Consider the following 24723-nt stretch of genomic DNA (forward strand, 5'->3'; position numbering starts at 1 on the left):
CATCTGTTTTTCGTTTTGCCATAGAGCTTGCAGCTTGCAGCTTGAGGCCTGAAGCTCCTAAAAATGCAAATCACCAATTTCCTCAAGCACCACTACCGCCACTTCAACGCCGCCGCCCTCATTGATGCGGCCGAGGGCTACAACAAGCACCTCGCCGACGGTGGCAAGATGATGATAACGCTGGCCGGCGCTATGAGCACCGCCGAAATGGGCATCCAACTGGCCGAGTTGATTCGGCAGGACAAGGTGCAGGTCATCAGCTGCACGGGTGCCAACCTGGAAGAGGACATCTTCAACCTGGTAGCCCACGATTTCTACGAGCGGGTGCCCAACTACCGCGACCTGACGCCCGCCGACGAGCAGGCCCTGCTGGAGCGCCACATGAACCGCGTAACCGACACCTGCATCCCCGAGGAGGAGGCCATGCGCCGCCTGGAGCACTCGGTGCTCAAGTTCTGGGAGAAGGCCGACAAGGCCGGCGAGCAGTACTTCCCGCACGAGTTCTTCTACCAGATTCTGCTGAGCGGCGAGCTGGAGCAGTACTACCAGATTGACCCCAAGGACTCCTGGATGCTGGCCGCCGCCGAGAAAAACCTGCCCATCATCTGCCCCGGTTGGGAAGATTCCACGCTGGGTAACATCTTCGCCGGCCACGTCATTTCGGGCGACATCAAGAACGTGCACACCGTGCGCACCGGCATCGAGTACATGATTTACCTGGCCGGCTGGTACACCGAGCAGGCCACCGACGAAAGCCCGGTTGGCTTCTTCCAGATTGGCGGCGGCATTGCCGGCGACTTCCCCATCTGCGTGGTGCCCATGCTGCACCAGGACCTGGGCCGCACCACGGTGCCGCTGTGGGGCTACTTCTGCCAGATTTCGGACTCGACGACCAGCTACGGCAGCTACTCGGGGGCCGTGCCCAACGAGAAAATCACCTGGGGCAAGCTGGGCCAGGACACGCCCAAATTCATCATCGAGTCGGACGCTACGATTGTAGCGCCGCTGATTTTTGCCATCGTGCTGGGGCAGTAAATCATAATCGAACTGCAGCAGAAACGCCCGTCGCTACTCAGTAGCGACGGGCGTTTGGGTTTTTGTGAGATTAGCGGCTTGTTACATTGGTTTGGCCGCCTTCGCCGCCTGGGCCTGCTGTTGCATTTGCGCCTTCATGGACGCTTTAAACATCGACCAATTCAGGGCGTAGGTTGTCAGGGTAATAACTAGCACGCAGGTCAGGTAGCCTAAAAAGAAGGTCATGAAGCCGCGCCAGAGGCGGCCGGGCAGCTTGATTTTGGTGTGTTTAAGCAGAGTACTGTAGGCCCAGGATACATAGACGAAAGAGAAACACGCATAAATAAAGGCGGCTGTTTTAATCTGGGGCGTACCGTTATAGTGGTATAGAACGGGTAGCATGAAGAGAGCGAAGAAGTTGGAAATAGCCGTGATAAACGCTGCAATAATCAGGCATTCGGCGTAGTTGAAACCTCCTTTCTTCAGAAACAATCTGGCAAACAGCGCCCACACCGGCACCATGGCTACGTAGCACCAACTCATGTATTTGGCCAAGAAGGTGGTCGACTTTACCTGCATCTGCCACACGACATCGGGCATGGTTAGGTCTCTAGGTCCTACCATATCAATGTGCAACACCGCCGAAAGCAGCGCGTAGAAGCCGGTTATCATGAACAGCAGCGACAAGGGCCGGAAATGGTCGACGCGCTTGCCGGCCAGGTAGGCCCGAATGGTGGCCCCCGGCCGCCGTACCATCGTGCGCAGCGTGTACAGAATGCCTTTGTCGATGTGCCAGATGCTATGTAGCACATCGTGGGGCATGTCTTTCAGCGTGAGGCGGTGCGTGTGGTGCGCGTCCTGCCCGCACTGCCCGCAAAACCGGTCGGGCACGGGGTGGCCGCAGTTCAGGCAGTGGGCCGGGCCGTGCGCAGTGGCTGTCGGGGTGAATGTCGCCGCACTTAATACCGGAGTTTCTGCCGGACCTGCCAAGGCAAGGTCTTGGGTAGGTGCAGGGGTAGAAGTTAGTTGCATGAGGAGTGAGATTTGCTGACGGTAAATCTACTCGATTTTGTCTCTCACGCAAACAGGCCCGCCGCTGACGTTCAGCGGCGGGCCTGTTTACTGAGTGTTTCCGCTGATGCCAGCGGCCAGTGCTTCGGTTAGCAACTCGGCTTCGCGCTGCATCCCGGCGAGGCGGGCTTCGAGCAGCAGCCGGGCCGTGGCGCCGCAGTTGTTGCGCAGCTGGCGGCGAGCTTCCAGCTCGAAGATTGTGAGCCAGTTCGTTTTGTCCTCGGGGTTGGCGATGGGGCCGGGGTAGGCGCGCAGGGCCGGGGCAGCGGCCAGTCGGGCCACGTAGGGGGCAGCCCGGCGGGATAGGATTGTCAGTTGCAGCTCCAGGCCCTGGATTTTCGCTTGGCACTGGCGTAACCGGTAGCTCAGCTCCGCTACATCAGGCAACGGTTCGGGCAGAGCGGACGGGGCCCGAAAGCTGCCGCCCGTGCCATCGTACACGAGGCCCTGGCTGGCCAGCGTCAGGCGCGCGTTCTGCCCCCCTAGCTCCGAGGTATCCGACTGATACCCCAGTTCCGCCAGTGCCAAAGAGGAGCGCGCAACTCCCAGCCAGTCGGCCAGCATAGCCTGAGTCAGCCCAAAGTGCGCACGAAGCATACGGTTATCCATAGCCAAAGATGAAGTAGTCCCATGAAGCTAAACAATTTCAGAACAAACAATTTCAAATTGTTTGTTCTGAAATTGTTTAGGTGCGCCAGTGGTATGAAATGGTAGTTTTGGCGGCGCTTGTATTACTGCTACTGGTCTGGTTCACCTGCTGAAACAGGCTGGTTTGGCGGAAGAGGATATGGAAAAAATAGCTAATAAACAGGCCCGCCGCTGATATTCAGTGGCGGGCCTGTTTCGTTTTCGTAATCTCATCATTTACCAAAACGTGTCCGAACTACGTAGAGAACGGTAGAAATCGAAAAAATTAGGAATAAGATTCCAATGCCAATAATAGCTGGTCTGCTCATACTTTCTCCCGCTCTACCGGAGATGCTGTTTATAAAAAACCAGAGCACAGTTGCTCCCCAGATAACTGCTCCTACGATAGTAATTACTGCTACTGCTCTCTTTGAAGCTGTTTAGGAAGTCAAAGGACCGTCATGCTGAGCGGAGCCGAAGCATCTCTACCGCTTCGTTGAACAACTGCTACGAAGCGGTAGAGATGCTTCGACTGCGCTCAGCATGACGGTCCTTTGACTTCCTAAACAGCTTTTTTCTCATAAGTGGTTTCTGTTGCTTGTGCGGCATTAACCTACGCCATTTCCGCCACCGCAACTTCTCTCACCATCCCTACGGCTTCAAAGGCCTGACCCAAATCCAGCATCAAATCCTGGGGGTCTTCTACGCCGATGCTCAGGCGAATCATCTGGGGGGTGATGCCCATTTCCTTCTGATCTTCGAGGGTGATGTCGGAGTGGGTCATGGTACCGGGGTGCTCGGCCAGGCTTTCGGTGCCGCCCAGGCTCACGGCCAGCTTGATGAGTTTTAGAGCATTAAGGAAGCGGAAAGCCTCGGCCTCGCCGCCCTTGATGTCGAACGAAATCATGGAGCCCGGCGAGAGGCACTGGCGGCGGTAGATGTCCTGCTGCACGGGGTTGCCTTCGAGGTGGGTGAGGTAGTGCGTGCGCGCTACCAGCGGGTGCTCGCGCAGCCAGTCGGCAATGGTCTGGGCCGATTGGGCGGCGCGCTCCATGCGCAGCTTCAGCGTTTCGAGGCTGCGCATCAGCATCCAGCCGGTGTTGGGGTCGCACATGGTGCCCATGAACGTGCGCATGGCCTTGATTTCTTTCATCAGGGCGTGGCTACTGAGCGCGGCGCCGGCAATCAGGTCGGAGTGGCCACCCAGAAACTTGGTGGCCGAGTACAGCACCACGTCGGCACCGTGCTTGAGCGGGTGCTGGAATACGGGGCCCAGGAAGGTGTTGTCGACCACGAAGCGCACGGGCTTGTCGGGCGTGGCGTACTGGCGGGCCAGGGCGGCGCAGGCATCCAGGTCGATGAGGTGGTTGGTGGGGTTGGCGGGCGTCTCCACGTATACCATGGCCAGGCGGCCAGGAGCAATGGCCGCGGCCTGAGCCTGCATTTCTTCGGGGCTGGCGCTGGGGCGGAAGCCCACGGCCTCGATGCCGAACTTGCGCAGCACGTTTTTCAGGAAGAAATCGGAGCCGCCGTACACGGGCTCGGAGTGCAGCACTACGTCGCCGGGCTGCAGCAGGGCCAGCAGGGTGGTGCTGATGGCGGCCATGCCCGAGGCAAAGCTGGCAGCTTCCTCGGCCTCATCCCAAAGCGTGAGCCGGTTTTCGAGAATTTCGAGGCTGGGGTTATTGAGGCGGGAGTAGATGAGGCCCATTTCCTCATCGGGCCCCTGCTGGCGCAATCCGTAGGCCAACTCGAAGAAAGCCTTGCCCTCTTCAGCGTTCTTGAACACGAACGTAGACGTCTGGAAAATGGGGGGCTTGATGGCGCCCTCGCTCCAGGCGGGCGTGTAGCCGTAGCTCATCATCAGGCTCTCGGGGTTCAGGCGCTGCCCGGCAATGCAGGCGTGGTCGGCGGGGTTCGTCATGGGGGTGGGAATGAGGGGTGGGAGGGAAATGTGGGTACCGCGAAGTTACCCTTTCTGCCAACCTTCCCTAAATACGTCGTCCTTTCCGCCTTCAACCGCGTACCTTGGCCTACCACCGACCTTCCACCGCCGCGCCATGTCCCTCGACACCTACACCTTCCTCCAGCACACTACCGAAGCCGAAAAAACGACCGTCTATACCCGTGGAGAGGACGAAGACGGCGACGAGGTGCTGATTCCGTGTTCGGCCCTGCTCATCGCTCAAACCGAGCACCAGAAGCTCTACATCACCCTCGAACCCCGCCGCCGCTACCTCACCCACACCCTGATTCCAGGCGAGCCGGAGCCGGAAATCGACTTCCTGCGCGACTACGAAGAAGTGGAAGCCCTGCTCGAAGACGCCGGCCTCGACGGCATCCACGACGGCGAGCAGGGTATCCTCTACCACAACCTGCTGTTCCTGCTAATGAACCCGTAGGTGAGAAGAACGGTGTAGGGTGCGGGGCTTGTCCCCGCCCGCCGTTGAACGACCACAGCAGGTCCCGTTCAACGGCGGGCGGGGGCAAGCCCCGCACCCTACACCGTTCTATCGTCCCTTATAGTCTGCCCGCAGGCCCTCGTAAATCCAGTTGGCCAGGGCCTGGCGGTTGTCGGGGAGCAGGAAGCGGGGCTGGTCGCGGGTGTTGTGGATGTTGCCCAGCTCCATGAATACGGCCGGAGCGTGGCTGTTGCGCACTTCGTAGAGCGAGCTGCGGGGCAGCACATTGCCCGAGTAGGGGCGGTTGGGCTGCGAGCGGGCGTAGCGGTTGGTGAACACCCGGTGAATGTTGCGGGCCGTGCGTGCCCCGGCTGTACTGTTGGCGTGGTGGTAGAAGAAAACGTCGATTTTCTGCCCTTGGCTGCGGCTATCCACATGCAGTGCCAGTAGCCGCTGGTAGGCTCCTTTGTGGCGGGCATGCAGCTTATTGGCCTGCGTGATGCGCTGGCGCAGGCGGGCCAGCTGGTTAAGCGGAATGCGCTGGCGCGGATAGGTTACTTCGTCGCGGTCGATTTTAAGAAACTGCTCGTCGCGGATGCCGTCGTTAGGGTCCTGCACCAGCATGTACACAGTAGCGCCGTGCTCCATCAGTCGCCGGGCCAGGCGCAGCGTTACGTCGTAGGCGTATTCGTCTTCGGCCAGCCGGTGCGGGCCGTACTTACCCACGGCCCCCGGGTCGGGGCCGCCGTGGCCGGGCGAGAGGTAATACACGGCCCCGCGCATCGAGCGGTCGAGCACCCGTACGCGGCTGTATTTAGAACCGAAAACAGGGGCATGCAGCGCCGCAGCCGAACTCCCAGCGGGGTGCCGAGCCGGTGTGGCGGCGGCCTGACTGGCCTTGCCCCGGGCCGGCAGGCGGTAGGTGCGGCCCGCTATCAGGCCCCCTTTGGCCGTCAGGCGGCCCTGGTTCAGGGTCAGAAACTGTTGGAAGTGCCGGGTATCGGGCAAGCCGTTGCGGCGAAGCAGGGCGTGGGCCCCCTCGCCGGAGCGAGCAACGGCCGTGGGGCCACGCTGGCTGAAAACAGGGAGTGCAAAAAGGCAGAACAGGCAGAAAAAAACAACGAAACGCAACAGCAGTAACCTAACAGACGAAACCAAAGCCGACACGGCAGCAAAAACCGGGCAGTAATCGGGAAGCGGTAAAACGGGCGCTCCGCGCCGAACCACCCGCGGGCAGTCCGGCGCGGAGCGCCTTTAAAGGAAAAACGGGACAGCGCCGGCCCCTAGCGGAACAGCGGCCGGGCCGGGTTCCAGATGCCCCACGGAATCATCAGCAGCACGATAAGCAGCGCCACCGTAAACCAGATAAAGGCCTTCTTGTGCTTCAGCACCGGATCGGGCGCTTTCTTGGAAAGGATACGGCCCACCTGCGCGACAATCACGGCCAGAATCATGCCCACCAGGTGCTCCACGGCGAAGAAACGGCTCGTTGCATCCTTCATTACAGCGCCGCCGGCCGTTTCGAAGGCCTTGGCACCCACCGGGCTGATGAAGTACAGAATCAGGCCCAGCAACAGCTGCAGGTGCATCGAGCCCACAAACGACGCGCCCATGCCGTTGTCGGCACCAGTGAACGGGCTACGGTTCTGCCAGCCCGAGAAAGCCCGGAAAATGGCAATCAGACCAAAAACAAGGACGAGCCAGCGGGTCCAGGAGTGGATGAGTAGCAGGGTAGGGTACATAGAACAGGGAATTAGTGAACGGCAAAGGTCGGGGCTGGCGGGCAGTTTTGCATGCCAGAAGCCAAGCGCCGGCCCGGCTGGCAAAAACTGCCTGCCAGATAATTAGTTGCAGCCTGGCATCGCCTGGTTTTCGGGGACGGACAACGCCGGCACCGGTTCCTGCTTGTGCCCCTCGAAGTCGAAGACCTTCTCGGCCGTAAACTTATCGCCCTCCTGGCGCAGAATGGCCAGGTTGGTAATGTTGAGCTTCAAATCGAAGGTCTGCTGGTTGAGGTACTGCATCACCGGGCCCAACAGCTCGGGCGTGGTGTCGTGCAGGGCCAGCGAAATGTGCGGCAGCCAGCAGTCGTGGCCGCTGAACCTGTCGGTGCGCAGGCATAGCGGTGCGGTGGCCTGCCGCACGCGGTGATGGAGCTGGTTGAGCGCGTCGGAGCGCAGCACCGGAATATATATAACGGGGTTGGGACCCGGAAAAATGCCCAGTCCGGTGGTGTGGGCCTCGAACGGGCGGGTGTTGCGGGCCACGTCGCGCAGCACCTGCCGCAGGGCCGCGCCCTTGCGCACGCCCGCCAGCTGGTAGGTAATGTGCGGATCGGGCGTGGCCTGCACATCGTCGAGGCCAAACTCGGTTTCCAGGCTACGGATAATGGAGTTGATGCGGTCGGCGTTCTGCGGGTTGAGCAGCGAGGTTATGGCGAGCATCGGCGAAGGGGCTGAAAACACGGTCAAAATAGGAGCAGGCGGCTTATGAGTAAGGTATGAAGCTATGTAAAAAGCCAGATAACGCCTGACGTGCGCATCCGAATGAACGGCTTTTTAAACAGCTGCTACAGATAGGAGGCGGACCACCTACTACGCAGAATGCACCGGTGCGGCCGTGGAGGCAGCCCCGGCCCTGGCAGCGGGCGGCAGCAACGAAGATACTAGCCCCGAAATTACAGCCGGGTTTTCAAGCCGCGCCGGCCTTATATTGAAGCCCTAAACCCACCCATCCCATGAACCGTCGAATCTTCCTGCGCCAGGGCTCCCTCACCGGCCTGAGCCTGTCCGTTCTCTCACTGGCCGCCTGCTCCGCGCCCGCCGACCAAACCCCGGCTGCCGCCGGGGCCGCTGAAGTTGCCTCCGGAGACGCATCTGCCACCCCCGAAACTGCCGACTTTGCGCTGCTCGAACTTACGCTGGCTGAGCTGCAGGACAAGATGACCCGCGGCGAAATGACCTCGCGCGACATCACCGAGCTGTACCTTAACCGCATTGAGGCCCTCAACCGGCAGGGCCCGAAGCTGAACGCGGTGCTGCTTACCAACCCCGAAGCCCTCGATCTGGCCGCCGCCCTCGATCAGGAGCGGAAGGAAGGTAAAATCCGCGGGCCGCTCCACGGTATTCCCATTCTGCTGAAAGATAACATCGACACCGCCGACCAGCAGCCCACCACCGCCGGCTCGCTGGCCCTGGCCGGCCACCGGGCCAAGCAGGATGCCTTTATTGTAGAGAAGCTGCGGGCCGCCGGGGCCGTGGTACTGGGCAAAACCAACCTCAGCGAGTGGGCCAACTTCCGCTCGACGCGCAGCACCAGCGGCTGGAGCAGCGTGGGCGGCCAGACCAAAAACCCCTACATCCTCGACCGCACACCCAGCGGCTCCTCAGCCGGCTCGGGCGCGGCGGCGGCGGCCAGCTTCTGCGCCGCTGCCATCGGCACCGAAACCGATGGCTCCATTGTGTCGCCGGCTTCGTGCAGCGGGCTGGTGGGCGTGAAACCCACGGTGGGCCTCTGGAGCCGTGCCGGTATCATCCCCATCTCGGCCACCCAGGACACGGCCGGCCCCATGACGCGCACCGTGCACGACGCGGCTCTGCTGCTGGGCCCCCTCGCCGGCCCCGACCCCCGCGACCCGGCCACCAAAGCCGGTACCGGCAAAGCTGCCCCCGATTACACCACTTTCCTCAAGTCCGACGCCCTAAAGGGCCAGCGCCTGGGCGTGGAGAAAGGCCACCTCACGGGCTCCTCCGAAGCCGTGCCGCTACTGCTGGCGGCCCTGGAAGTACTCAAAGCCCAGGGCGCGACCATTGTGGAAGTCGAAGTCGAGAAGCTCACCGACCCGCTCGGGCAGGCCGAGTACGACGTGCTGCTGTATGAGTTCAAGGACGGCGTAAACCAGTACCTGGCTACGGCCGGCGCGCAGGTGAAAACCCTGGCCGACGTCATCAAATTCAACACCGAAAACAAGGGCAAAGCCATGCCCTTCTTCCAGCAGGAAATCCTGGAAGCCTCCGAAAAGCTTGGCGACCTGAAAACGCCCGCCTACCAAACGGCCCTCAAAAAGTCGCAGGGTGGGGCCCGCGCTGCTCTTGATGGCGTACTGAGTAAGAACCGCCTGGCCGCCATCGTGGCCATCACCAACGCCCCCGCCCGCTGCATCGACCTGATCAACGGCGACTCGGGCGGCGGGCCGGGCTTTTCATCGCCGGCCGCTATGGCGGGCTACCCGCACGTTACGGTGCCTATGGGCCAGGCGCACGGCCTGCCCGTAGGTTTGTCGTTTGTGGGCGCGCCCTGGCAGGAAGGCCCGCTGCTGGGCCTGGCCTACGCCTACGAGCAGGCCTCTAAGAAGCGCGCCGCCCCGCAGTTTAAAGGGCCATTTGTGGGGTAGGGGCGTGGGCTATATGCTTGTAGCGCGAAGCTCCAGCTCCGCGTATCGATTAACGAGGTCGTATGGCCGTCAGCAACGATACGCGAAGCTGGAGCTTCGCGCTACTGCCGTTTTTCGGAGTCGCGCTACCGCTATTATAACTAGTCGCCCCGATTGCCCGAGCAGGCCAGCCGGCCACGGTCTGCACAACAATGCATCAGCTGTCGGCGTAAACTCATGTAGATACATATATATTCAACCAAGATTCTTCTTCATGATCAAGCCCACAACCCAAGTCCCTAGCCTCAAAGTTGACCTGATTGGCGGCGGTAGCTTCAGCCTCGCCGATGCCAAGCCCGAGTACATGACGATGCTGGTATTCTACCGCGGCCACCATTGCCCGGTTTGCCGCAAAAACCTGCAGCAGCTGCAAACAAAGCTCGCCGACTTTGAGGCCCTTGGAATCAAGGCCGTGGCCATTTCGACCAACACCCTGGAGCTGGCCGAGCAAACCAAGCAGGACTGGAAAATTGCCGACGTGCCGCTGGGCTACGGCCTGAGCACCGAGAAAGCCCGCGAGTGGGGCCTGTACATCTCCAAGGGCATCAGCGACTCGGAGCCGGCCGAATTCAGTGAACCCGGCCTGTTTCTGGTGCTCCCCGACGGCACGCTCTACGCCGCCTCCATCCAAACCATGCCCTTCACCCGCCCCGATTTCGAGGACCTGCTCGGCGGCCTCAGGTTCGTGAAAGACAAGAATTACCCGGCCCGCGGTGAAGCCTAACTGCCCCCGTGTTTCGGTCATGCAACGGCCCGGCAGTTTCGTACTGCCGGGCCGTTGGCGTGTTGGGGCGGGTCGGCAGACGCGGGCTGAGTTACGTATCTTGCTTGACGCCTTTTCCGCTTCCGTCATGCTGCCCATCACCCAGTTTTCCCAGCTCGACCTCACCCAGCGCTACACTTATGCCGACTACCTCACCTGGCAATTTACTGAGCGGGTGGAACTAATCAAGGGAAAAGTTCGCCCGATGAGCCCGGCCCCGAAGCGGCGACACCAGGATATTTCGCGCAACGTCAGCATCCCTATTGCCGGGTTTCTGCGCGGTAAAGAGTGCCGAACCTGCGCAGCTCCTTTCGACGTGCGCTTGAGCCGGGCCACACCCAACGGCGACGCCAGCATCGAAACCGTCGTGCAGCCCGACATCTGCGTCGCCTGCGACCCGGCGAAGCTCGATGAGCGCGGCTGCCTCGGCGCGCCCGACTGGATTATCGAAATCGTGAGCCCCGGCAACGTGGCCCGCGACACCCGCGACAAGCTGGAACTCTACGAAGAAGCTGGCGTGCGCGAATACTGGATTGTACTGCCCGAGCAGCAAAACGTGCTGGTGTACCTGCTCGACGACGCCACCGGGCGCTACGAACTGCGCGGCGAATTCCACACGCCCGGTCCCATTCCGGTAGCCACGTTGCCGGAACTGGTGATGGAGTGGGCGGAGGTATTTGAGGGGGTGTGAAAGGAGAAGCTAAAGACTTAACTTCAATGCATTTGCTTCTGCCCACCATTTAGGCAGTTCTAATCGGGTGACCAAGCTGCCAGCGTCATATAAGCAGTAATCATGGTTTTCTTGAAGTATGATAGATGCTTGGGTAGCGAAATGACTTGTCAATTCTAGGCAGATGATTTCGGCTATGACGTGAGTATTATTATAGAAGATCGACCCAAAATTTCTGTAGATACTGATGTCGATATTCAGTGAGTAGAGGTCAATATTGTGGTTTGCCAATTGACTCAATTCTTGGATATTGTTCTCTTCCAGATAGCTTTTGGTAAAGGCAAGCTCTGCACTCATCTCAGCCACTTCAACAAAAAGGCCCCCGAACTCAACGGGCCCATCTTTGACTTCAGGTCCCATTATTCTACACCTGATGAATTCCAGTATCTCATTGGTTGAATGGTGTTTAATATTGATTGTAGCTGTGGCTGTGCTCATAGCGTTGCTTGTGGGCGGAGAATAGGACAAGGGAGAACAACGCCGTACCTTTGCGGCTTCATAGCTCCTGCATAGATAGTAGATGATTTCCATTTCCGACCTCGATTTCCATTTCGGCTCCCGCGCCCTTTACGACAAGGCCAGCCTGCACATCAAGCCCAAGGACAAAATTGGGCTGATTGGGCTCAACGGCAAGGGCAAGTCCACGTTGCTGCGCCTTCTGGTAGGCGAGTATAAGCCCGATGGCGGCTCCATCTCGATGAGCAAGGACGTGAGCCTGGGCTTCCTGAACCAGGATTTGCTCAGCTACGACTCGCACGAGTCCATCCTGATGGTGGCCATGCAGGCCTTCGGCGAGGCGCTGGATATTCAGAAGAAGATTGACGAAATCCTGCTGGAGTTCGAAACCAACTACTCCGACGAGTTGGTAGAGAAGCTGGCCGACGCGCAGGAACGCTTCGAGCTGCTGGGCGGCTACACCATGCAGGCCCGCACCGAGGAGATTCTGGAGGGCCTGGGCTTTACTACCGAGGAGCTGCAGCGGCCGCTGAAGCTGTTTTCGGGTGGCTGGCGGATGCGGGTGATGCTGGCCAAAATCCTGCTTCAGCAACCCTCGCTGCTGCTGCTCGACGAACCCACCAACCACCTGGACCTCCCGAGTATCAAGTGGATTGAGAACTACCTGGCCGGCTACGAGGGCGCGGTGATTATCGTGAGCCACGACCGCGAATTCCTTGACCGCACCACCAACACCACCGTAGAGGTGGCCGGCGGCAAGCTGGTGCCCTACGCCGGCAACTACAGCTACTACCTCGAAGAAAAGGAGGAGCGCAACGCCATCCAGAAGGGCGCTTTTGAGAATCAGCAGGCCCAGATAAAGCAGGCCGAGCGGTTTATTGAGCGCTTCAAGGCCAAGGCCAGCAAGGCCAAGCAGGCCCAGAGCCGCGTGAAAGCCCTCGACAAGCTGGAGCGCGTGGAGGATGTGGCCTCGGCCGATGCCCGGGTGAACATGAAGTTCAACTTCACCGTGCATCCTGGCCGCCACATTTTGCGCATGGAGCACGTGGGCAAGAAGTATGGCGAGAAAATCATCTTCCGCGACACCACCGTGCACATCGAGCGGGGCGACAAAATCGCGCTTATCGGGGCCAACGGCAAGGGAAAATCCACGCTCATGCGGCTGGTGGCGGGCCAGGAGGCGCCTACCAACGGCAACCACCAGCTGGGCCACAACGTCATCATGTCGTTCTACGCCCAGCATCAGCTCGAAAGCCTGCGCATCGAAAACGAGATTCTGCAGGAGATGATTGAGGCCGGCTCGAAGCGCAACGAAATGGAGCTGCGCTCGGTGCTGGGTTCGTTCCTGTTCTCGGGCGAGGAGGTCTACAAGAAAATAAAGGTGCTATCAGGCGGCGAGAAAAGCCGGGTGGCGCTGGCCAAAACCCTGATTTCGGAGGCCAACTTCCTACTGCTCGACGAACCGACCAACCACCTCGACATGCAGTCGGTCAACATCTTGATTCAGGCGCTGGAGCAGTATCAGGGCACCTATATCGTCATCAGCCACGACCGGTTCTTCGTGGAGAATGTGGCCAACAAAATCTGGTTTATCGAGGACTACCAGCTCAAGGAGTACCCCGGCACCTACGCCGAGTACGAGCAGTGGCAGGAGGACCGCGAGAAGGACGCTAAAAAAGCCGGCCTGCCCAGCCCCTCGGCCAACAAACCGCTGCCCAAAGAGGAGCCCAAAGCCGACCTCTCGCCCGCTAAAACCCCTTCGCCCGACCAGAAAAAGGCCCTCAAGGAGCTGGCCGAAGTAGAGAAGAAAATTGACGAGCGCGAAAAGGAGCTGGCCGAATACGAAAGACAGCTGGCCGACCCCAAAATCTACGACAACGCTGCCCAGCTCAAGGATGCCACCCTCAAATTTGAGCAGGTGAAAAAGGAGCTGGCCCAGCTCAACGACCGGTGGGAAATGCTGGCGGAAATGTAAGATTTCCAACCTGATACCAAAAGCCCCACCCGAAGCTGCGTGCTTCGGGTGGGGCTTTTGCGTTGAGCCATGTCCTGTCACCCAAAACATACCTGGTTTAGTCGGCCAATCGCATAACCGGCGTCTGTTTGGCAGCGGCCCGAAAGCCAATGGTGCCCGCTTTCAGGCCGCTGCCGCTTCCTCTACCACGTCTGCCATGTGTCTCGTTGAGGTTGCGCTCGATAAGTCGTTGTTACTGGCTTACGATCAATGCCTAAGCCCATTAGGCGGTTTCTGGCCTCTGTGGCGCTACTTTCACTCATGGGCAAAGGGCTTACGCACTGTTAAGCTTACCTAGACAAGAGGTAAATTATATATATCCGTAAATAATTAATCAAATATTGAAGAATGTTGTTTAACTATGGAACTACAAACGTCAAACAAATCTCACTCCAAACCCCCCAACAAACATGGCAGCTCCTCTATTCCTGGCCGAAATGCTCGACATCCGGGTTGACGACCCCATTGCTTTCACCTTCTTTACTGGTTACATGGCCATGCTGGCGGCCTCCGTTTTCTTCTTTGCCGAGCGGAGCGCGGTGGAAGGCAAATGGAAACTTTCCCTGCTGGTGTCAGGCCTGATTACGGGCATCGCCGCCGTGCACTACTACTACATGCGCGACTACTATCTGGCCACGCAACAAACCCCCACGGCCCTGCGCTACATCGACTGGACGCTGACCGTGCCGCTGATGTGCGTCGAGTTCTACCTGCTCACCAAAGCGGCCGGTGCTAAAATCGGCCTGTTGTGGCGGCTGATTGCTGCCTCCGTACTGATGTTGGTGGCCGGTTACATCGGCGAGGCTTTCACCGACGGTTCGACCTTCCACTCGGTACTGTGGGGAAGCATTTCCACGGTCGGCTACGTGTACATTCTTTACACGGCCTGGTATGGCGAAGTCGCTCAACTGGCAAAATCTACGGGCGACGAAATTGTTATCAAGGGCATTCGGGCCCTGGGCTGGTTCGTGCTGGTAGGCTGGGCCATTTACCCCATCGGCTACATGTGCATGAAGGGCGGCTGGCTGAACACGGGCCTGGGCTGGGAGGCTTCGAGCGTCGACCTGTTCTATAACATTGCCGACGTGATCAATAAAATCGGTTTTGGCCTGGTAATCTACGGTATTGCCGTGTCGGGTAAGAGCGCTGCTGCCGTGAACGAAACCATGCCTACTGCTCCCACCAAAGGTACCACGTTGCCCGCCTGATTTTGGCGCGGGGTTGATTGCAGGCCCATTTCGTAGGGTCTGGATGTCCCGACTGGTTTACCCATTCCCGCCCTCCACCAGCATGATGCAGGGGGGCGGGAATGTCTTTTTTAGACCCGGCCCGTAGCATTCCAGCCACGTACCTGGAAATACTTTCCTTATCAACATGACTCCATCAACCTCTGCTACGGCCACGTCGGGCCCCGACCGGCGCTACTCCTACGCGGCGGTGCTGGGGGCCGTGGCCGTGGGCTTACTGGCTCCCGGGGCCGCCGCCTGGCTGCTGGCTCCGGTGCTACTGGGCGGCATGGTGGTGCTGGGTGTGGCCCACGGCGCCTGCGACCAGTTTGTGGTGCCGGCCACGCACCCAACGCTGGCCCGGAGCCGGAGCCGCTACTGGGCGGGCTTTCTGGTGGGCTATCTAGGGTTGGCGGCGGCCGTGGGTTTGTTGTGGTGGTGGCAGCCGGCGGCGGCAGTAGCGCTGTTTTTTGGGCTTACGGCCTGGCACTGGGGCTCGGGCGATGCCCCGACCCAGGCTCGCCACCGCAGCCAGTGGCTGGCCCATAGCCTGCTGCGGGGCACGCTGCTGTTTGCCGTGCCCCTCTGGCATTGGCCCACCGAAACCCTGGATATCGTGCGGGGGCTGCTGGCGCTGGCCGGCGCCGCCAACCTGCCCGCCACGCCCGGCCTCTTGGGCGTTGGCTTGCTGCCCGCGGTGTTGGCGGGGCTGCTGCTGCTGTGGCTGAGCTATTACTGGCAGCAGCAGGGGCAACTGGCCCGCACCGACGCGCTGGAAACCGGACTGCTACTAGTGTTGCTGGTGGTGCTGCCACCGGTGCTGGCGGCGGGCGTGTACTTCGTTTTCTGGCACAGCCTCCAGCATGTGCTGCGCATGAACCAGCTGATGGACCGCAACCCAACCGCCCCCCGGCGCAGCCTGTGGGCCGAGCTCCGCTTCTTCCTGCGCCGCTCGGCTCCGTTGCTGCTCATCAGCCTGGCGGGGCTGGTATTGGTGTTTGGCCTGGCCTGGACCCGCACGGCCAGCGGCCCGGTGCTCGTGAGCCTGGCGCTGCTGGCCGCTTCCGTCGTCACGCTCCCGCACGCCCTGCTCGTTACGCTCGGCATGGATGCAGCGCAATGGAAGCCCCGCCACTAGCCCAGGCCCGGGTTGGTCGCCTTAACCGGCCGAGTACGCTTTAGCAACAGCACAGCCTTTGGGTGTAGCATTTGCGAAACTGTCCTAACGACCGGTGGCAAATGCTGGCCGAAGTATAGCCGCCCCGCCCCCTAAAATCGAAAGCCTCTCCTGAAGCATGGTGCTTCGGGAGAGGCTTTTTTGTGGTGAACTTATACGCTAACGTTTTGCAGCTACAAGAGGTTGACGTTTACGAAGCATTAAACTGTTTGCCACCAAAAAGCTTGATACGAAGTGTAAAGCTTAATTTAACCACTTGTTAGCCAAATTCTTGTAGCTACTGCTATCTGATGCTCTTCTATTTCTGGCCAATGGTCTTGAAGCCAAAAAGTATTTGTGGTTCGTCATAATCATAGAATGAAATATAAACTGTCGCTGTCTTCTCTTTTCCTTTTTCGTTCAGATATGTGATTTCATACTGGTCAAGTTTAGCTAAGCCTAAGAAACCGTTTTCAGATTTATAGTCGCAACAACTTGAAAGTCGCTTATACTTTATGGTCTTTCCTTTTGCGTCACGAAGTAAGTCAAGATATGCTCTTTGATTTGCTGGTCCACCTTCTGGTCCAGTCCCAGCCAAAATAGGTTTTTCAGAAGTAAAACCATATTTGTCGTTGTTGGCCGTTTTTGTAAGCCATAGAATTGGATGAACTACAATTGCGTTTTTTGCTGTGTCATTACATTTTTCAACCTTCTTTAAAGCTATTTTCATTCCAAGATCATTCGCTTTATTATAGTCAAGGCAGGCAGAGTCTTTTTTGTCAAGCATTTCATAAACAAGACCACGATTATAATAAGCCTCTGCATAATTATTGTCAAGCTGAATAGCATTAGAGTAGTCTGCCAAAGCTCCTTCATAATCTGTTAAACGCTTGCGTGCTGTCCCACGATTGATAAAGCCTTTCTTATAGTTGGGATACAATTTAAGCGTCTGTTCAAAGTCCGATAATGCTTCTTCATATCTGTATAGCATTGATTTTGCAATCCCTCTATTATACCAAGCTACATATTCGTCACCTTTGAGTTCTATTGATTTGTCAAATAAGTTAATTGCTTCTTCAAGTTGTCCCGCTTGTGCCTTCTCAAGCCCTTGCTCGTAATATTTTTGAGCATCTTGGCCAAATGCTGTTGTCCAAATTGTCCAGCAAATTGCTGTTAATATTATTTTTTTCATTGTCTATTTATGTTTACTGTGTCGTTCGTTAAAGTTGCAGGTAATATCCGGGTTGCCGAAACTCAATACTCTTACAAGTTTCGGCGACCCGCGCTATTGATGCAAGTACCCTTCGGGAAGCATACCGAATCAGAATGCTTCCCGAAACTTCGGCTTGATGCATCCCAACCTATCAAATTAAGAATATAACCCGGTGAGTCTGGCGCGTAGCTCTCAGTAGCAGTAATGCCACCACACCCCAGCGGGTCCTCAAGTATACAGTGTTTCACTGGAAACTAACCGCTTGCGGTAGTGGAGCTCGGGCAGGCGAATTAGTGCGGAGGAGGGCGCAGGGAGGCCCAAACCTTATCCAGATAAGAATCATTCTTATCTGGAAAGTGTTGCTTACCTTTGGCCCCGGCAACAAGCTCCGGCATCGGCCGCTGCTTCGCAAGGCGCGGCGGCAGCTGGCCGAAACCGGTTGCAACGCTGACCTGACCACCGACTTCCCACTTATCAACCTTACCACTATGGCTCACGAGCAAGAGGGGCGCGCGCCCGAAAACAACACCACCGAGTACTTCATGAACGATACGTCCGTGGCCAAGTGCCCGTTCTCGGGTGGCTCGACCACGCAGGCGGCCGGCGGCGGCACCCGCAACCGCGACTGGTGGCCCAACCAGTTGCGCCTGAATATCCTGCGCCAGCAGTCGAACCTCTCCAACCCCATGGGCGAGGACTTCAACTACGCCGAGGAATTCAAGAAGCTCGATTTGCCGGCTGTAAAGCAGGATTTGTTCGAGCTGATGACCACCTCGCAGGACTGGTGGCCCGCCGACTACGGCCATTACGGCCCGTTTTTTATCCGCATGGCCTGGCACAGCGCCGGCACCTACCGCATTGCCGATGGCCGCGGCGGCGCCGGCTCGGGTATGCAGCGCTTCGCCCCGCTCAACAGCTGGCCCGACAACGCCAACCTCGACAAGGCCCGGCTGCTGCTGTGGCCCGTTAAGCAGAAATACGGCAACCAGCTTTCCTGGGCCGACCTCATGATTCTGGCCGGCAACTGCGCCCTCGAATCGATGGGCTTGCCCACCTTCGGCTTCGCCGGGGGCCGGGCCGATGTATGGGAGCCGCTGGACGAAATCTACTGGGGCTCGGAGCGCGAGTGGCTGGGCGGCGACAAGCGCTACAGCGGCGACCGGCAACTCGAAAACCCGTTGGCTGCCGTGCAGATGGGCCTTATCTACGTGAACCCCGAAGGCCCCAACGGCAACCCCGACCCGCTCGGCTCGGCCCGCGACATCCGCGAAACTTTCGGCCGCATGGCCATGAACGACGAGGAAACCGTGGCCCTGATTGCCGGCGGCCACACGTTCGGTAAAACCCACGGCGCCGCCGACCCCGCCAAGTACATCGAGCACGAGCCCGCCGCCGCTGGCATTGCCGAGCAAAGCAAGGGCTGGCTGAACTCGTTTGGCAAAGGCCACTCCGAAGACACCATTACCAGCGGCCTGGAGGGTGCCTGGACCACCACGCCCGCCAAGTGGAGCAACGACTACTTCAAGCACCTGTTCGAGTTTGAGTGGGAGCTGACCAAGAGCCCCGCCGGGGCCCAGCAGTGGCAGCCCAAAAACAACGGCGGCGCGGGCACCGTGCCCGATGCCCACGACCCCAGCAGGTCGCACGCGCCGTTCATGACCACCGCCGATATTGCCCTGCGCGAAGACCCGATTTACGAGAAGATTTCGCGCCACTTCCACGAAAACCCCGAGGAGTTTGCCGACGCTTTCTCGCGCGCCTGGTTCAAGCTCACCCACCGCGACATGGGCCCCATCGAGCGGTACCTCGGCCCCGAGGTGCCCACCGAGGAACTTATCTGGCAGGACCCGGTGCCGGTGGCCAATTACGAGCAGATCGACGAGACCGACGTAGCTAAGCTCAAGGGCATGCTACTGGCCTCGGCCGTATCGGTGCCCCAACTTGTGCGCACGGCCTGGGCCTCGGCCTCCACGTTCCGCGGCTCCGACAAGCGCGGCGGTGCCAACGGTGCCCGGCTGCGGCTGGCTCCCCAGAAGTACTGGGAGGTCAATAACGCCGCCGAGTTGAGTACGGTGCTCGACACGTTGGAAAGCATCCAGCAGGAGTTTAACGACGGCCAGACCGGCGGTAAGCGCGTGTCGCTGGCCGACCTGATTGTGCTCGGCGGCAACGCCGGCATCGAGGAGGCCGCCCGCCTGGCCGGCCATGAAGGCGTGCAGGTACCCTTCAGGCCCGGCCGCACCGACGCGACTCCCGAGCAAACCGACGTGCAGTCGTTTGCCGCGCTGGAGCCCCACGCCGATGGCTTCCGCAACTACCTCAAACTAAACCACGAGGCTGCTCCCGAAGCCATGCTCATCGACCGGGCCCAGCTCCTGACGCTGACCGCCCCCGAAATGACCGTGCTTATCGGTGGCCTGCGGGTGCTCGATACCAACTTCGACCAGTCGAAGAACGGCGTGTTCACCGACCGTCCCGGCCAGCTCACGAACGATTACTTCGTGAACCTGCTCGACATGGGCACCACCTGGAAAGCTACGAGCAAGGAAGACCAGCTCTTCGAAGGCCGCGACCGGAAAACCGGCGTGGTAAAGTGGACCGGTACCCGCGTCGACCTCATCTTCGGCTCGAACTCGGAGCTGCGCGGCGTGGCCGAAGTGTACGGCACCCACCAGGCCGAGCCCAAGTTCGTGCGCGACTTCGTAGCTGCCTGGAACAAGGTGATGGAAGCCGACCGCTTCGATTTGCACCGGTAAGCCGCTTGCGCTGTAAAAACTGCTCAGCCATAAAAATCCCCGCTCGAAGCCATGTGCTTTGGGCGGGGATTTTTGTTTGTGCGTCAACGTTTCGGGGGCCGGATGAACAGCATCAACACCCCTTACTTAGCGGGTAGCCGGTAGCCCAGGCGCAGGCCCGCCTGCTGCTGGTTGGGGTTACCGAGCAAAAAGAACGTGCTGGCCTGCCAGCGGGGCGTAAACTGCCCCTGCGCCTCTACGAAGCCCGACCAACGGCTTTGCGTAGGAATGATTTGATAGGTTTTGGCGGTGGCGGCTCCTCCCAGCAGCTGCCAGCGCGTGCCGCCAAAACCCGTGCCCAGGCCCAGCCGGTGCTGGGGGTTGGCCGGACCGTAACCCAAGTAGTTTAGCTCGGCCAGCGCATACACTGTCTCGCGGCGGCCCAGGCGCAGGGCAACCTGAACATCTAAGTCGCTCGGCTTATCGCCGAAGCTAATGCGGTGGTAGCCCAGATTTCCGAACATCACACCATAGCCCAGGCCGTACCACCGACGGTCGAGGCGCATATAAGGGTTGACGGCCAGGATAGTCGTGCTGAATGGGGTGGGAGACGTGGGGCTGTAGCGGCTGGTATCAATGAGCGTCGGCTGATTGGTGCCGGCGTGGAGGCGGACGCCGTAGGTGGCTTCGGCCTTGTGAACGTCTCCATCGGGGTCCTGGCCGGGGAGCCTGGTAAAAGAGGCATCAAGGGTACCCGTGACGTAGCGGTGGCGGTAAGCCTGCAGCTGCGAGGCCCCGCCGCAACCCGCGCCGCCGCCGCTGCCGCCGCCGGTGTTTTGCCGCCGCTCAAAGGAGCCCACGCTCAGGGCTCCGCTGATAGTGCTGTACTGCTGCCGGCCTGGCCGCAGGCTGTCGGGGGCCGGTATCTGGCTGGTGAGCACGAATACGGTGGCGGCCAGGCCCAGGGGCAGCGCCACGCGGGCGGGTTGGGCGGCGGCATCGGCAGCGCCCAGCAGCAGTGAACCGCCTTCGAGCAGCACCACTGCCAGCAGCAATGTTTTAACAACCAGCACTTCGGGCAACACCAGCGCCACCGGCCCCAACCAGGCCGTGGCCACCAGCAGCGCCACCACCGCCAGCAGGTTGCGTACCGGCTGCTGCACTGGCCCCAGGTCAGGGAAGGCCACGCTGCCCCGCCGCACGCGCCAGGCCCAAAGAGCCAGCACGGCCGGCCCCAGCAGCAGCAGCACCCACTGCACCTGTTTGAGGGCCACGCCCGCGTGCAGGTGCACGGCGCTGCCCACCTGCTCGCCGGCCGGGTCGCGCCAGAACTCAATCAGGAAGCGGCCCGTGAGCAGCAGGCCCAGGTGCAGCAGGCGCTGGCTGCCGCCGGGCCAGGTGCGCCGCCGTGTAATCAGAATCACTGCGCCCACGCCCGCGCACAGCATCAGCGAGTAGAGTTGGGTAGGATGCACGGGCAGCGAGTGGGTGGCCCCGGCCGGTAGCTGACCCTGCACCGCCTGCACCAGGTAGGGCAGCGTGTCGGGCGGATAAGTGAGGCCCCAGCCGCTGGCCGTGGGTTCGCCGAAGCAGCAGCCCGTGAGTACGCAGCCCACGCACTGCACCACCAGGGCCGCGCACATGGGCAGCGCAAACGCATCGAACACGTGCCAGCTAAAGCCGAAGGGCCGCCGGAGCGCCAGCAGCGTAAGGGTGCCCGCCAGCGCCCCGCCCAGCACCGTGCGCGCCTCCGAAGCGGGCCAGTAGCCAGTGCGTAGCAGCCCGTTCCACTCGGGGCCGGTGAGGGCCAGCAGCTTGGTGCCCAGTATGAAGGCCAGCGTGGTGCAGGCCAGCACTACCAGCCAGGGCCGCAGGGCATACCCCCGCCGCCAGCCTTCCCATACCAGCAACGCCAGATTGAGCGCGAAGGCCAGCACGTAGAACAGGAAATAGAAATCGGTGGGCGTGGCGGCGGGTACGGCCAGCGTCCAGGTATTGGTAGCGAATAGGAGCATGGGCTGTAGTAGTAAAATGGGGGGAGCAGTTAACTTCCACTAACGAGCGAGGCAAACCGCGAAAGTCTCGAATAGAGAGGCCGCCGCTCGACCCGGTAACAGGAATTCGGCGGCGGCCTTATATATGCATAGGAATCGGAAGGGTAAGGGCAGACCAAGCGGCCCGGCACCGCAAATAGGGGGATGAATAATGGGTGGAAGATACCTTCATCTATTCTTCATCCGCCAACCAAAACTCGGTCTGTTCAGACTTTATACCACCTCGTTATAATTAAAAAATCGCCCTTGCCGGGCATAGCAGGTGCGAAATTCAGGTACTTTTGAATACCGTTCCGGTAGCGCGTGTTTTTTGGGTTTTCCGGTAAAAAGTTGCCGGCGCCGGAGCGGCCACGGTCGGGTTAGGCGGTTGGGGCGGGTACCGGGCGGGCGGGCGGGAGCTGTGGCCGCGACCCGCCGTAGTGCACGATGTTCTCAATCATGCCCTTGAAGATGACGGAGTGGAAGGGCACCATGGCGTACCAGTAGAGTCGGCCGGCGAGGCCGTGGGGGCGGAAGGCAGCTAATTGTTCCAGGGTGTGCGTGCCATCGTCGTTGGGCAGGATGCGGAACTGCAGCCAGGCTTCGCCGGGGAGCTTCATTTCGGCGTAGAGCAGCAGGCGGCCGTTGGCGCGGTCGGCCACCAGCACGCGCCAGAAATCGAGCGGGTCGCCGGCGCGCAGGTCGGTGGGCGAGCGGCGGCCCCGGCGTAGGCCCACGCCGCCGGCCAGCTTATCGAGCAGGCCCCGGATGCGCCAGAGCCAGTCTACCTTATACCAGCCCCGCTCGCCGCCGATGCTCCACACGTTCTGGATTACCTGCTGGGGCGGGCGCGTAAAGCACACTGTCTGTCGGTCGCGAAACAGGCCGAACTGGGGCATCTGGATATGGTCCATGAACTGTTTTCCCATTACGCCGCTGCTTATCGCGTCGCTCCAGCTACTCACCACCTCGTTCTGCTCGATGCGCTGGAAAGCCAGCCGCACGGCCGCGTCGTAGCTCATGCACGTGTGTGGCACCACGGCGTCGATGCTGCGGGCGGGGTCGGCCACGGTGTCGTTGCGCAGGCTTTCGACCAGGCTCTGGGCCAGCGAGAACGTGGTGCTGGTTACCAGATACAGCCACCACGACGAGAGCCGGGGTGTGAGTACGGGCACCGTAACGATGTAGCGTTGCAGCCCGCGCGCCCGGGCCAGCCCCAGCAGCATCTGGCGGTACGTGAGCACGTCGGGGCCACCGATATCGAACGAGCGGCCGAGGCAGGCGGGGTTATCGAGCACCTGCATCAGGTAAAACATCACGTCGCGGATGCCGATAGGCTGGCAGCGCGAGTTGAGCCAGCGGGGCGTGACCATCACGGGCAGCTTCTCGACCAAATCCCGGATAATCTCGAAGGAAGCCGAGCCCGAACCGATAATAATGCTGGCCCGCAGTACGGTCAGCTGGGCTGTTTGAACCTTGCTAAGCACCTTTTCTACGGCTTTGCGGGAGCGTAGATGCACGCTCAGCGCCCGGTCGTTGGCGATGCCCGACAGGTAGATGACCTGCCGGCAGCCGGTGCGGCTGAGGTAGTGGGCAAAGTGCCGGGCCGACTGCTGTTCCAGCCGGAAAAAATCCTTGTCGTGCCCGCTCATCGAGTGTACCAGGTAGTAAGTCACATCGATATCGAGGGGCAAATCGGCCAGCGAATCGGGCCGCAACAGGTCGCCCTCAGCCACGGTGATGCCAGCACGCAGCCGCTCGGGAAACTCGAAGCGGCGGGCGTCGCGCACGAGGCAGGTAACGTGGTGCCCTGCCTCGACGAGCGTTGGCAGCAGGCGTTGGCCAATGTAGCCGGTGGCCCCGGTGAGGAGAATGTGCATGGAGTTGGAGCTGTTGGCTGAGAGCTTATAGCTGTTAGCTTTCGGGCTGACAACCGAGGCTGGAGCCAAGCGCCAGGACCTCAGTTGTTCAACTGCTTATACAGGTGAGAGGTTATAGGTAGGACGTGAGAGAATAAAACTGTCATTCTGAGCGAAGGCGCAGCCGCAGCCGAAGAATCTCTACCGAATTGTATAATCGTCGTTACAACGACGTGGTAGAGATTCTTCGGCTGCGGCTGCGTCTTCGCTCAGAATGACGTTCTGTTTAGTCTGGTTCCCGTACCGTTTCTCACTTCTCACTTCTCACTTCTCACTTCTCACTTCTCACTTCTCATGCTACTTGTGCTTCGGACGCCGCCTGCGCCTGCTGGCCACCCGGTCGCGCTCGGCTTTGCGCTCGGCCCGCAGTAGCAGGCGTTCTTCGTAGCGGCTCAGCAGCTGGCGGCGCACAAAGTGGGCGAGGTCGGAGAGCGAAACCAAGCGAGTGGTGCGCAGGAAGCTTAGGATGTCGCGGCGGCGCAGCACGCTAACGCCCGGCAGGCCCTGGGCCAGCAGAAACTGTTTGATTTCCGACACCCGCAGCAACCCAGCCACGGCAGGCCGCTCGACGGTGGCATTGTACTCGGCCGGACGATGAACCTGCAAACCGGCCGGCGAAGCAACCAGTATGCCCACCCACTCGGGCAGCAGGGGCAGCAGCTTGGCCAAGTGCTTTTCGGTGACGACGAACGTGACGAAATCGTAGGCCCGGCCGTAGCAGGGCAGCTGCCGGGGCACGCGCTGCAGCGTGTCGGCGTCGCCCTTCAGCTCGTAGCCGTGCATGAACTGCTCGGTAATGTGCACAACGTCGGCGCGGGTGGTGCCAGTGGGCAGCTCGTCAATAAAAACCCCGCCCGTCAGCAGCGGGTACAGCAAGGGGCGGATGTCCGCGTCGTTCATTCTGCTAGCTGTTAGCTGCCAGCCATTAGCTG

At 60.2% G+C, this 24723-nt stretch carries 20 protein-coding genes; 9 read left to right on the top strand and 11 right to left on the bottom strand.

The window, feature by feature from the left end; genetic code table 11:
* The first annotated feature begins 63 nt into the window (after nt 1–63).
* Nucleotides 64–1035, top strand: a complete 972-nt coding sequence (locus tag HW554_RS16315; RefSeq protein ID WP_176909647.1) for a deoxyhypusine synthase family protein — start codon at nt 64–66, stop codon at nt 1033–1035.
* Nucleotides 1036–1116: 81 nt separating this feature from the next.
* Here the strand turns inward: HW554_RS16315 and HW554_RS16320 are convergent, their stop codons facing one another.
* From HW554_RS16320 to HW554_RS16330, 3 genes are all read right to left on the bottom strand, one after another.
* Nucleotides 1117–1905 (bottom strand): DUF3667 domain-containing protein, encoded by a 789-nt coding sequence (locus HW554_RS16320; RefSeq protein WP_176909648.1) that lies wholly within the window; start codon nt 1903–1905, stop codon nt 1117–1119.
* A gap of 228 nt (nt 1906–2133) precedes the next feature.
* Entirely contained in the window at nt 2134–2682 is a 549-nt protein-coding gene (locus HW554_RS16325; RefSeq protein WP_176909649.1) for a hypothetical protein, read from the bottom strand.
* 643 nt (nt 2683–3325) lie between these two features.
* Nucleotides 3326–4636 (bottom strand): cystathionine gamma-synthase family protein, encoded by a 1311-nt coding sequence (locus tag HW554_RS16330; RefSeq protein ID WP_176909650.1) that lies wholly within the window; start codon nt 4634–4636, stop codon nt 3326–3328.
* Between the two features lie 136 nt (nt 4637–4772).
* On the opposite strand from HW554_RS16330, the gene HW554_RS16335 reads away from it, so the two are divergent.
* Nucleotides 4773–5114: a hypothetical protein gene (locus HW554_RS16335; RefSeq protein WP_176909651.1), complete on the top strand. Its 342-nt coding sequence runs from the start codon at nt 4773–4775 to the stop codon at nt 5112–5114.
* 108 nt (nt 5115–5222) lie between these two features.
* Here HW554_RS16335 and HW554_RS16340 read toward each other — a convergent pair whose 3' ends face one another.
* The 3 genes from HW554_RS16340 to HW554_RS16350 all read right to left on the bottom strand — a co-directional run bounded on the left by HW554_RS16340 (nt 5223) and on the right by HW554_RS16350 (nt 7558).
* Complete coding sequence (locus tag HW554_RS16340; protein WP_246285366.1) at nt 5223–6245, bottom strand: N-acetylmuramoyl-L-alanine amidase family protein; 1023 nt, start codon at nt 6243–6245, stop codon at nt 5223–5225.
* A gap of 152 nt (nt 6246–6397) precedes the next feature.
* Nucleotides 6398–6856: a hypothetical protein gene (locus HW554_RS16345; RefSeq protein WP_176909652.1), complete on the bottom strand. Its 459-nt coding sequence runs from the start codon at nt 6854–6856 to the stop codon at nt 6398–6400.
* A 102-nt stretch (nt 6857–6958) separates the two neighbouring features.
* A complete protein-coding gene (locus tag HW554_RS16350) occupies nt 6959–7558 on the bottom strand; it encodes a 2'-5' RNA ligase family protein (RefSeq protein ID WP_176909653.1) in 600 nt (199 codons plus the stop codon).
* Nucleotides 7559–7851: 293 nt separating this feature from the next.
* On the opposite strand from HW554_RS16350, the gene HW554_RS16355 reads away from it, so the two are divergent.
* The 3 genes from HW554_RS16355 to HW554_RS16365 all read left to right on the top strand — a co-directional run bounded on the left by HW554_RS16355 (nt 7852) and on the right by HW554_RS16365 (nt 11000).
* A complete protein-coding gene (locus tag HW554_RS16355) occupies nt 7852–9507 on the top strand; it encodes an amidase (protein WP_176909654.1) in 1656 nt (551 codons plus the stop codon).
* A gap of 253 nt (nt 9508–9760) precedes the next feature.
* Entirely contained in the window at nt 9761–10270 is a 510-nt protein-coding gene (locus HW554_RS16360; protein WP_176909655.1) for a peroxiredoxin-like family protein, read from the top strand.
* Between the two features lie 127 nt (nt 10271–10397).
* Nucleotides 10398–11000 (top strand): Uma2 family endonuclease, encoded by a 603-nt coding sequence (locus tag HW554_RS16365; RefSeq protein WP_176909656.1) that lies wholly within the window; start codon nt 10398–10400, stop codon nt 10998–11000.
* Nucleotides 11001–11009: 9 nt separating this feature from the next.
* Here the strand turns inward: HW554_RS16365 and HW554_RS16370 are convergent, their stop codons facing one another.
* The gene (locus HW554_RS16370; protein ID WP_176909657.1) at nt 11010–11399 is read right to left on the bottom strand and encodes a hypothetical protein; all 390 of its coding nucleotides are present in this window, start codon (nt 11397–11399) and stop codon (nt 11010–11012) included.
* Nucleotides 11400–11559: 160 nt separating this feature from the next.
* On the opposite strand from HW554_RS16370, the gene HW554_RS16375 reads away from it, so the two are divergent.
* The 3 genes from HW554_RS16375 (at nt 11560) to HW554_RS16385 (ending at nt 15873) form a co-directional block, all read left to right on the top strand.
* Nucleotides 11560–13470, top strand: a complete 1911-nt coding sequence (locus tag HW554_RS16375; RefSeq protein WP_176909658.1) for an ABC-F family ATP-binding cassette domain-containing protein — start codon at nt 11560–11562, stop codon at nt 13468–13470.
* 449 nt (nt 13471–13919) lie between these two features.
* On the top strand, nt 13920–14717 hold the full coding sequence (locus HW554_RS16380; protein WP_116942733.1) for a bacteriorhodopsin: 798 nt from the start codon (nt 13920–13922) through the stop codon (nt 14715–14717).
* A gap of 166 nt (nt 14718–14883) precedes the next feature.
* Nucleotides 14884–15873: a Brp/Blh family beta-carotene 15,15'-dioxygenase gene (locus HW554_RS16385; RefSeq protein WP_176909659.1), complete on the top strand. Its 990-nt coding sequence runs from the start codon at nt 14884–14886 to the stop codon at nt 15871–15873.
* 337 nt (nt 15874–16210) lie between these two features.
* On the opposite strand, the gene HW554_RS16390 is transcribed toward HW554_RS16385, so the two are convergent.
* Nucleotides 16211–17083, bottom strand: coding sequence for a tetratricopeptide repeat protein (locus HW554_RS16390; protein WP_176909660.1), 873 nt, complete (start codon nt 17081–17083; stop codon nt 16211–16213).
* Nucleotides 17084–17646: 563 nt separating this feature from the next.
* On the opposite strand from HW554_RS16390, the gene katG reads away from it, so the two are divergent.
* A complete protein-coding gene (katG, locus tag HW554_RS16395) occupies nt 17647–19860 on the top strand; it encodes a catalase/peroxidase HPI (RefSeq protein WP_176909674.1) in 2214 nt (737 codons plus the stop codon).
* Between the two features lie 122 nt (nt 19861–19982).
* Here the strand turns inward: katG and HW554_RS16400 are convergent, their stop codons facing one another.
* The 3 genes from HW554_RS16400 to HW554_RS16410 all read right to left on the bottom strand — a co-directional run bounded on the left by HW554_RS16400 (nt 19983) and on the right by HW554_RS16410 (nt 24691).
* Nucleotides 19983–21854 carry a prolipoprotein diacylglyceryl transferase family protein gene (locus HW554_RS16400; protein WP_176909661.1) on the bottom strand — a complete coding sequence of 624 codons (1872 nt, stop codon included), beginning with the start codon at nt 21852–21854 and terminating at the stop codon, nt 19983–19985.
* Between the two features lie 398 nt (nt 21855–22252).
* Complete coding sequence (locus HW554_RS16405; RefSeq protein WP_176909662.1) at nt 22253–23752, bottom strand: SDR family oxidoreductase; 1500 nt, start codon at nt 23750–23752, stop codon at nt 22253–22255.
* A gap of 336 nt (nt 23753–24088) precedes the next feature.
* A complete protein-coding gene (locus tag HW554_RS16410; RefSeq protein WP_176909663.1) occupies nt 24089–24691 on the bottom strand; it encodes a sce7726 family protein in 603 nt (200 codons plus the stop codon).
* Nucleotides 24692–24723: the final 32 nt, after the last annotated feature.

Source organism: Hymenobacter lapidiphilus (assembly GCF_013377885.1).
Lineage (GTDB): Bacteria > Bacteroidota > Bacteroidia > Cytophagales > Hymenobacteraceae > Hymenobacter > Hymenobacter lapidiphilus.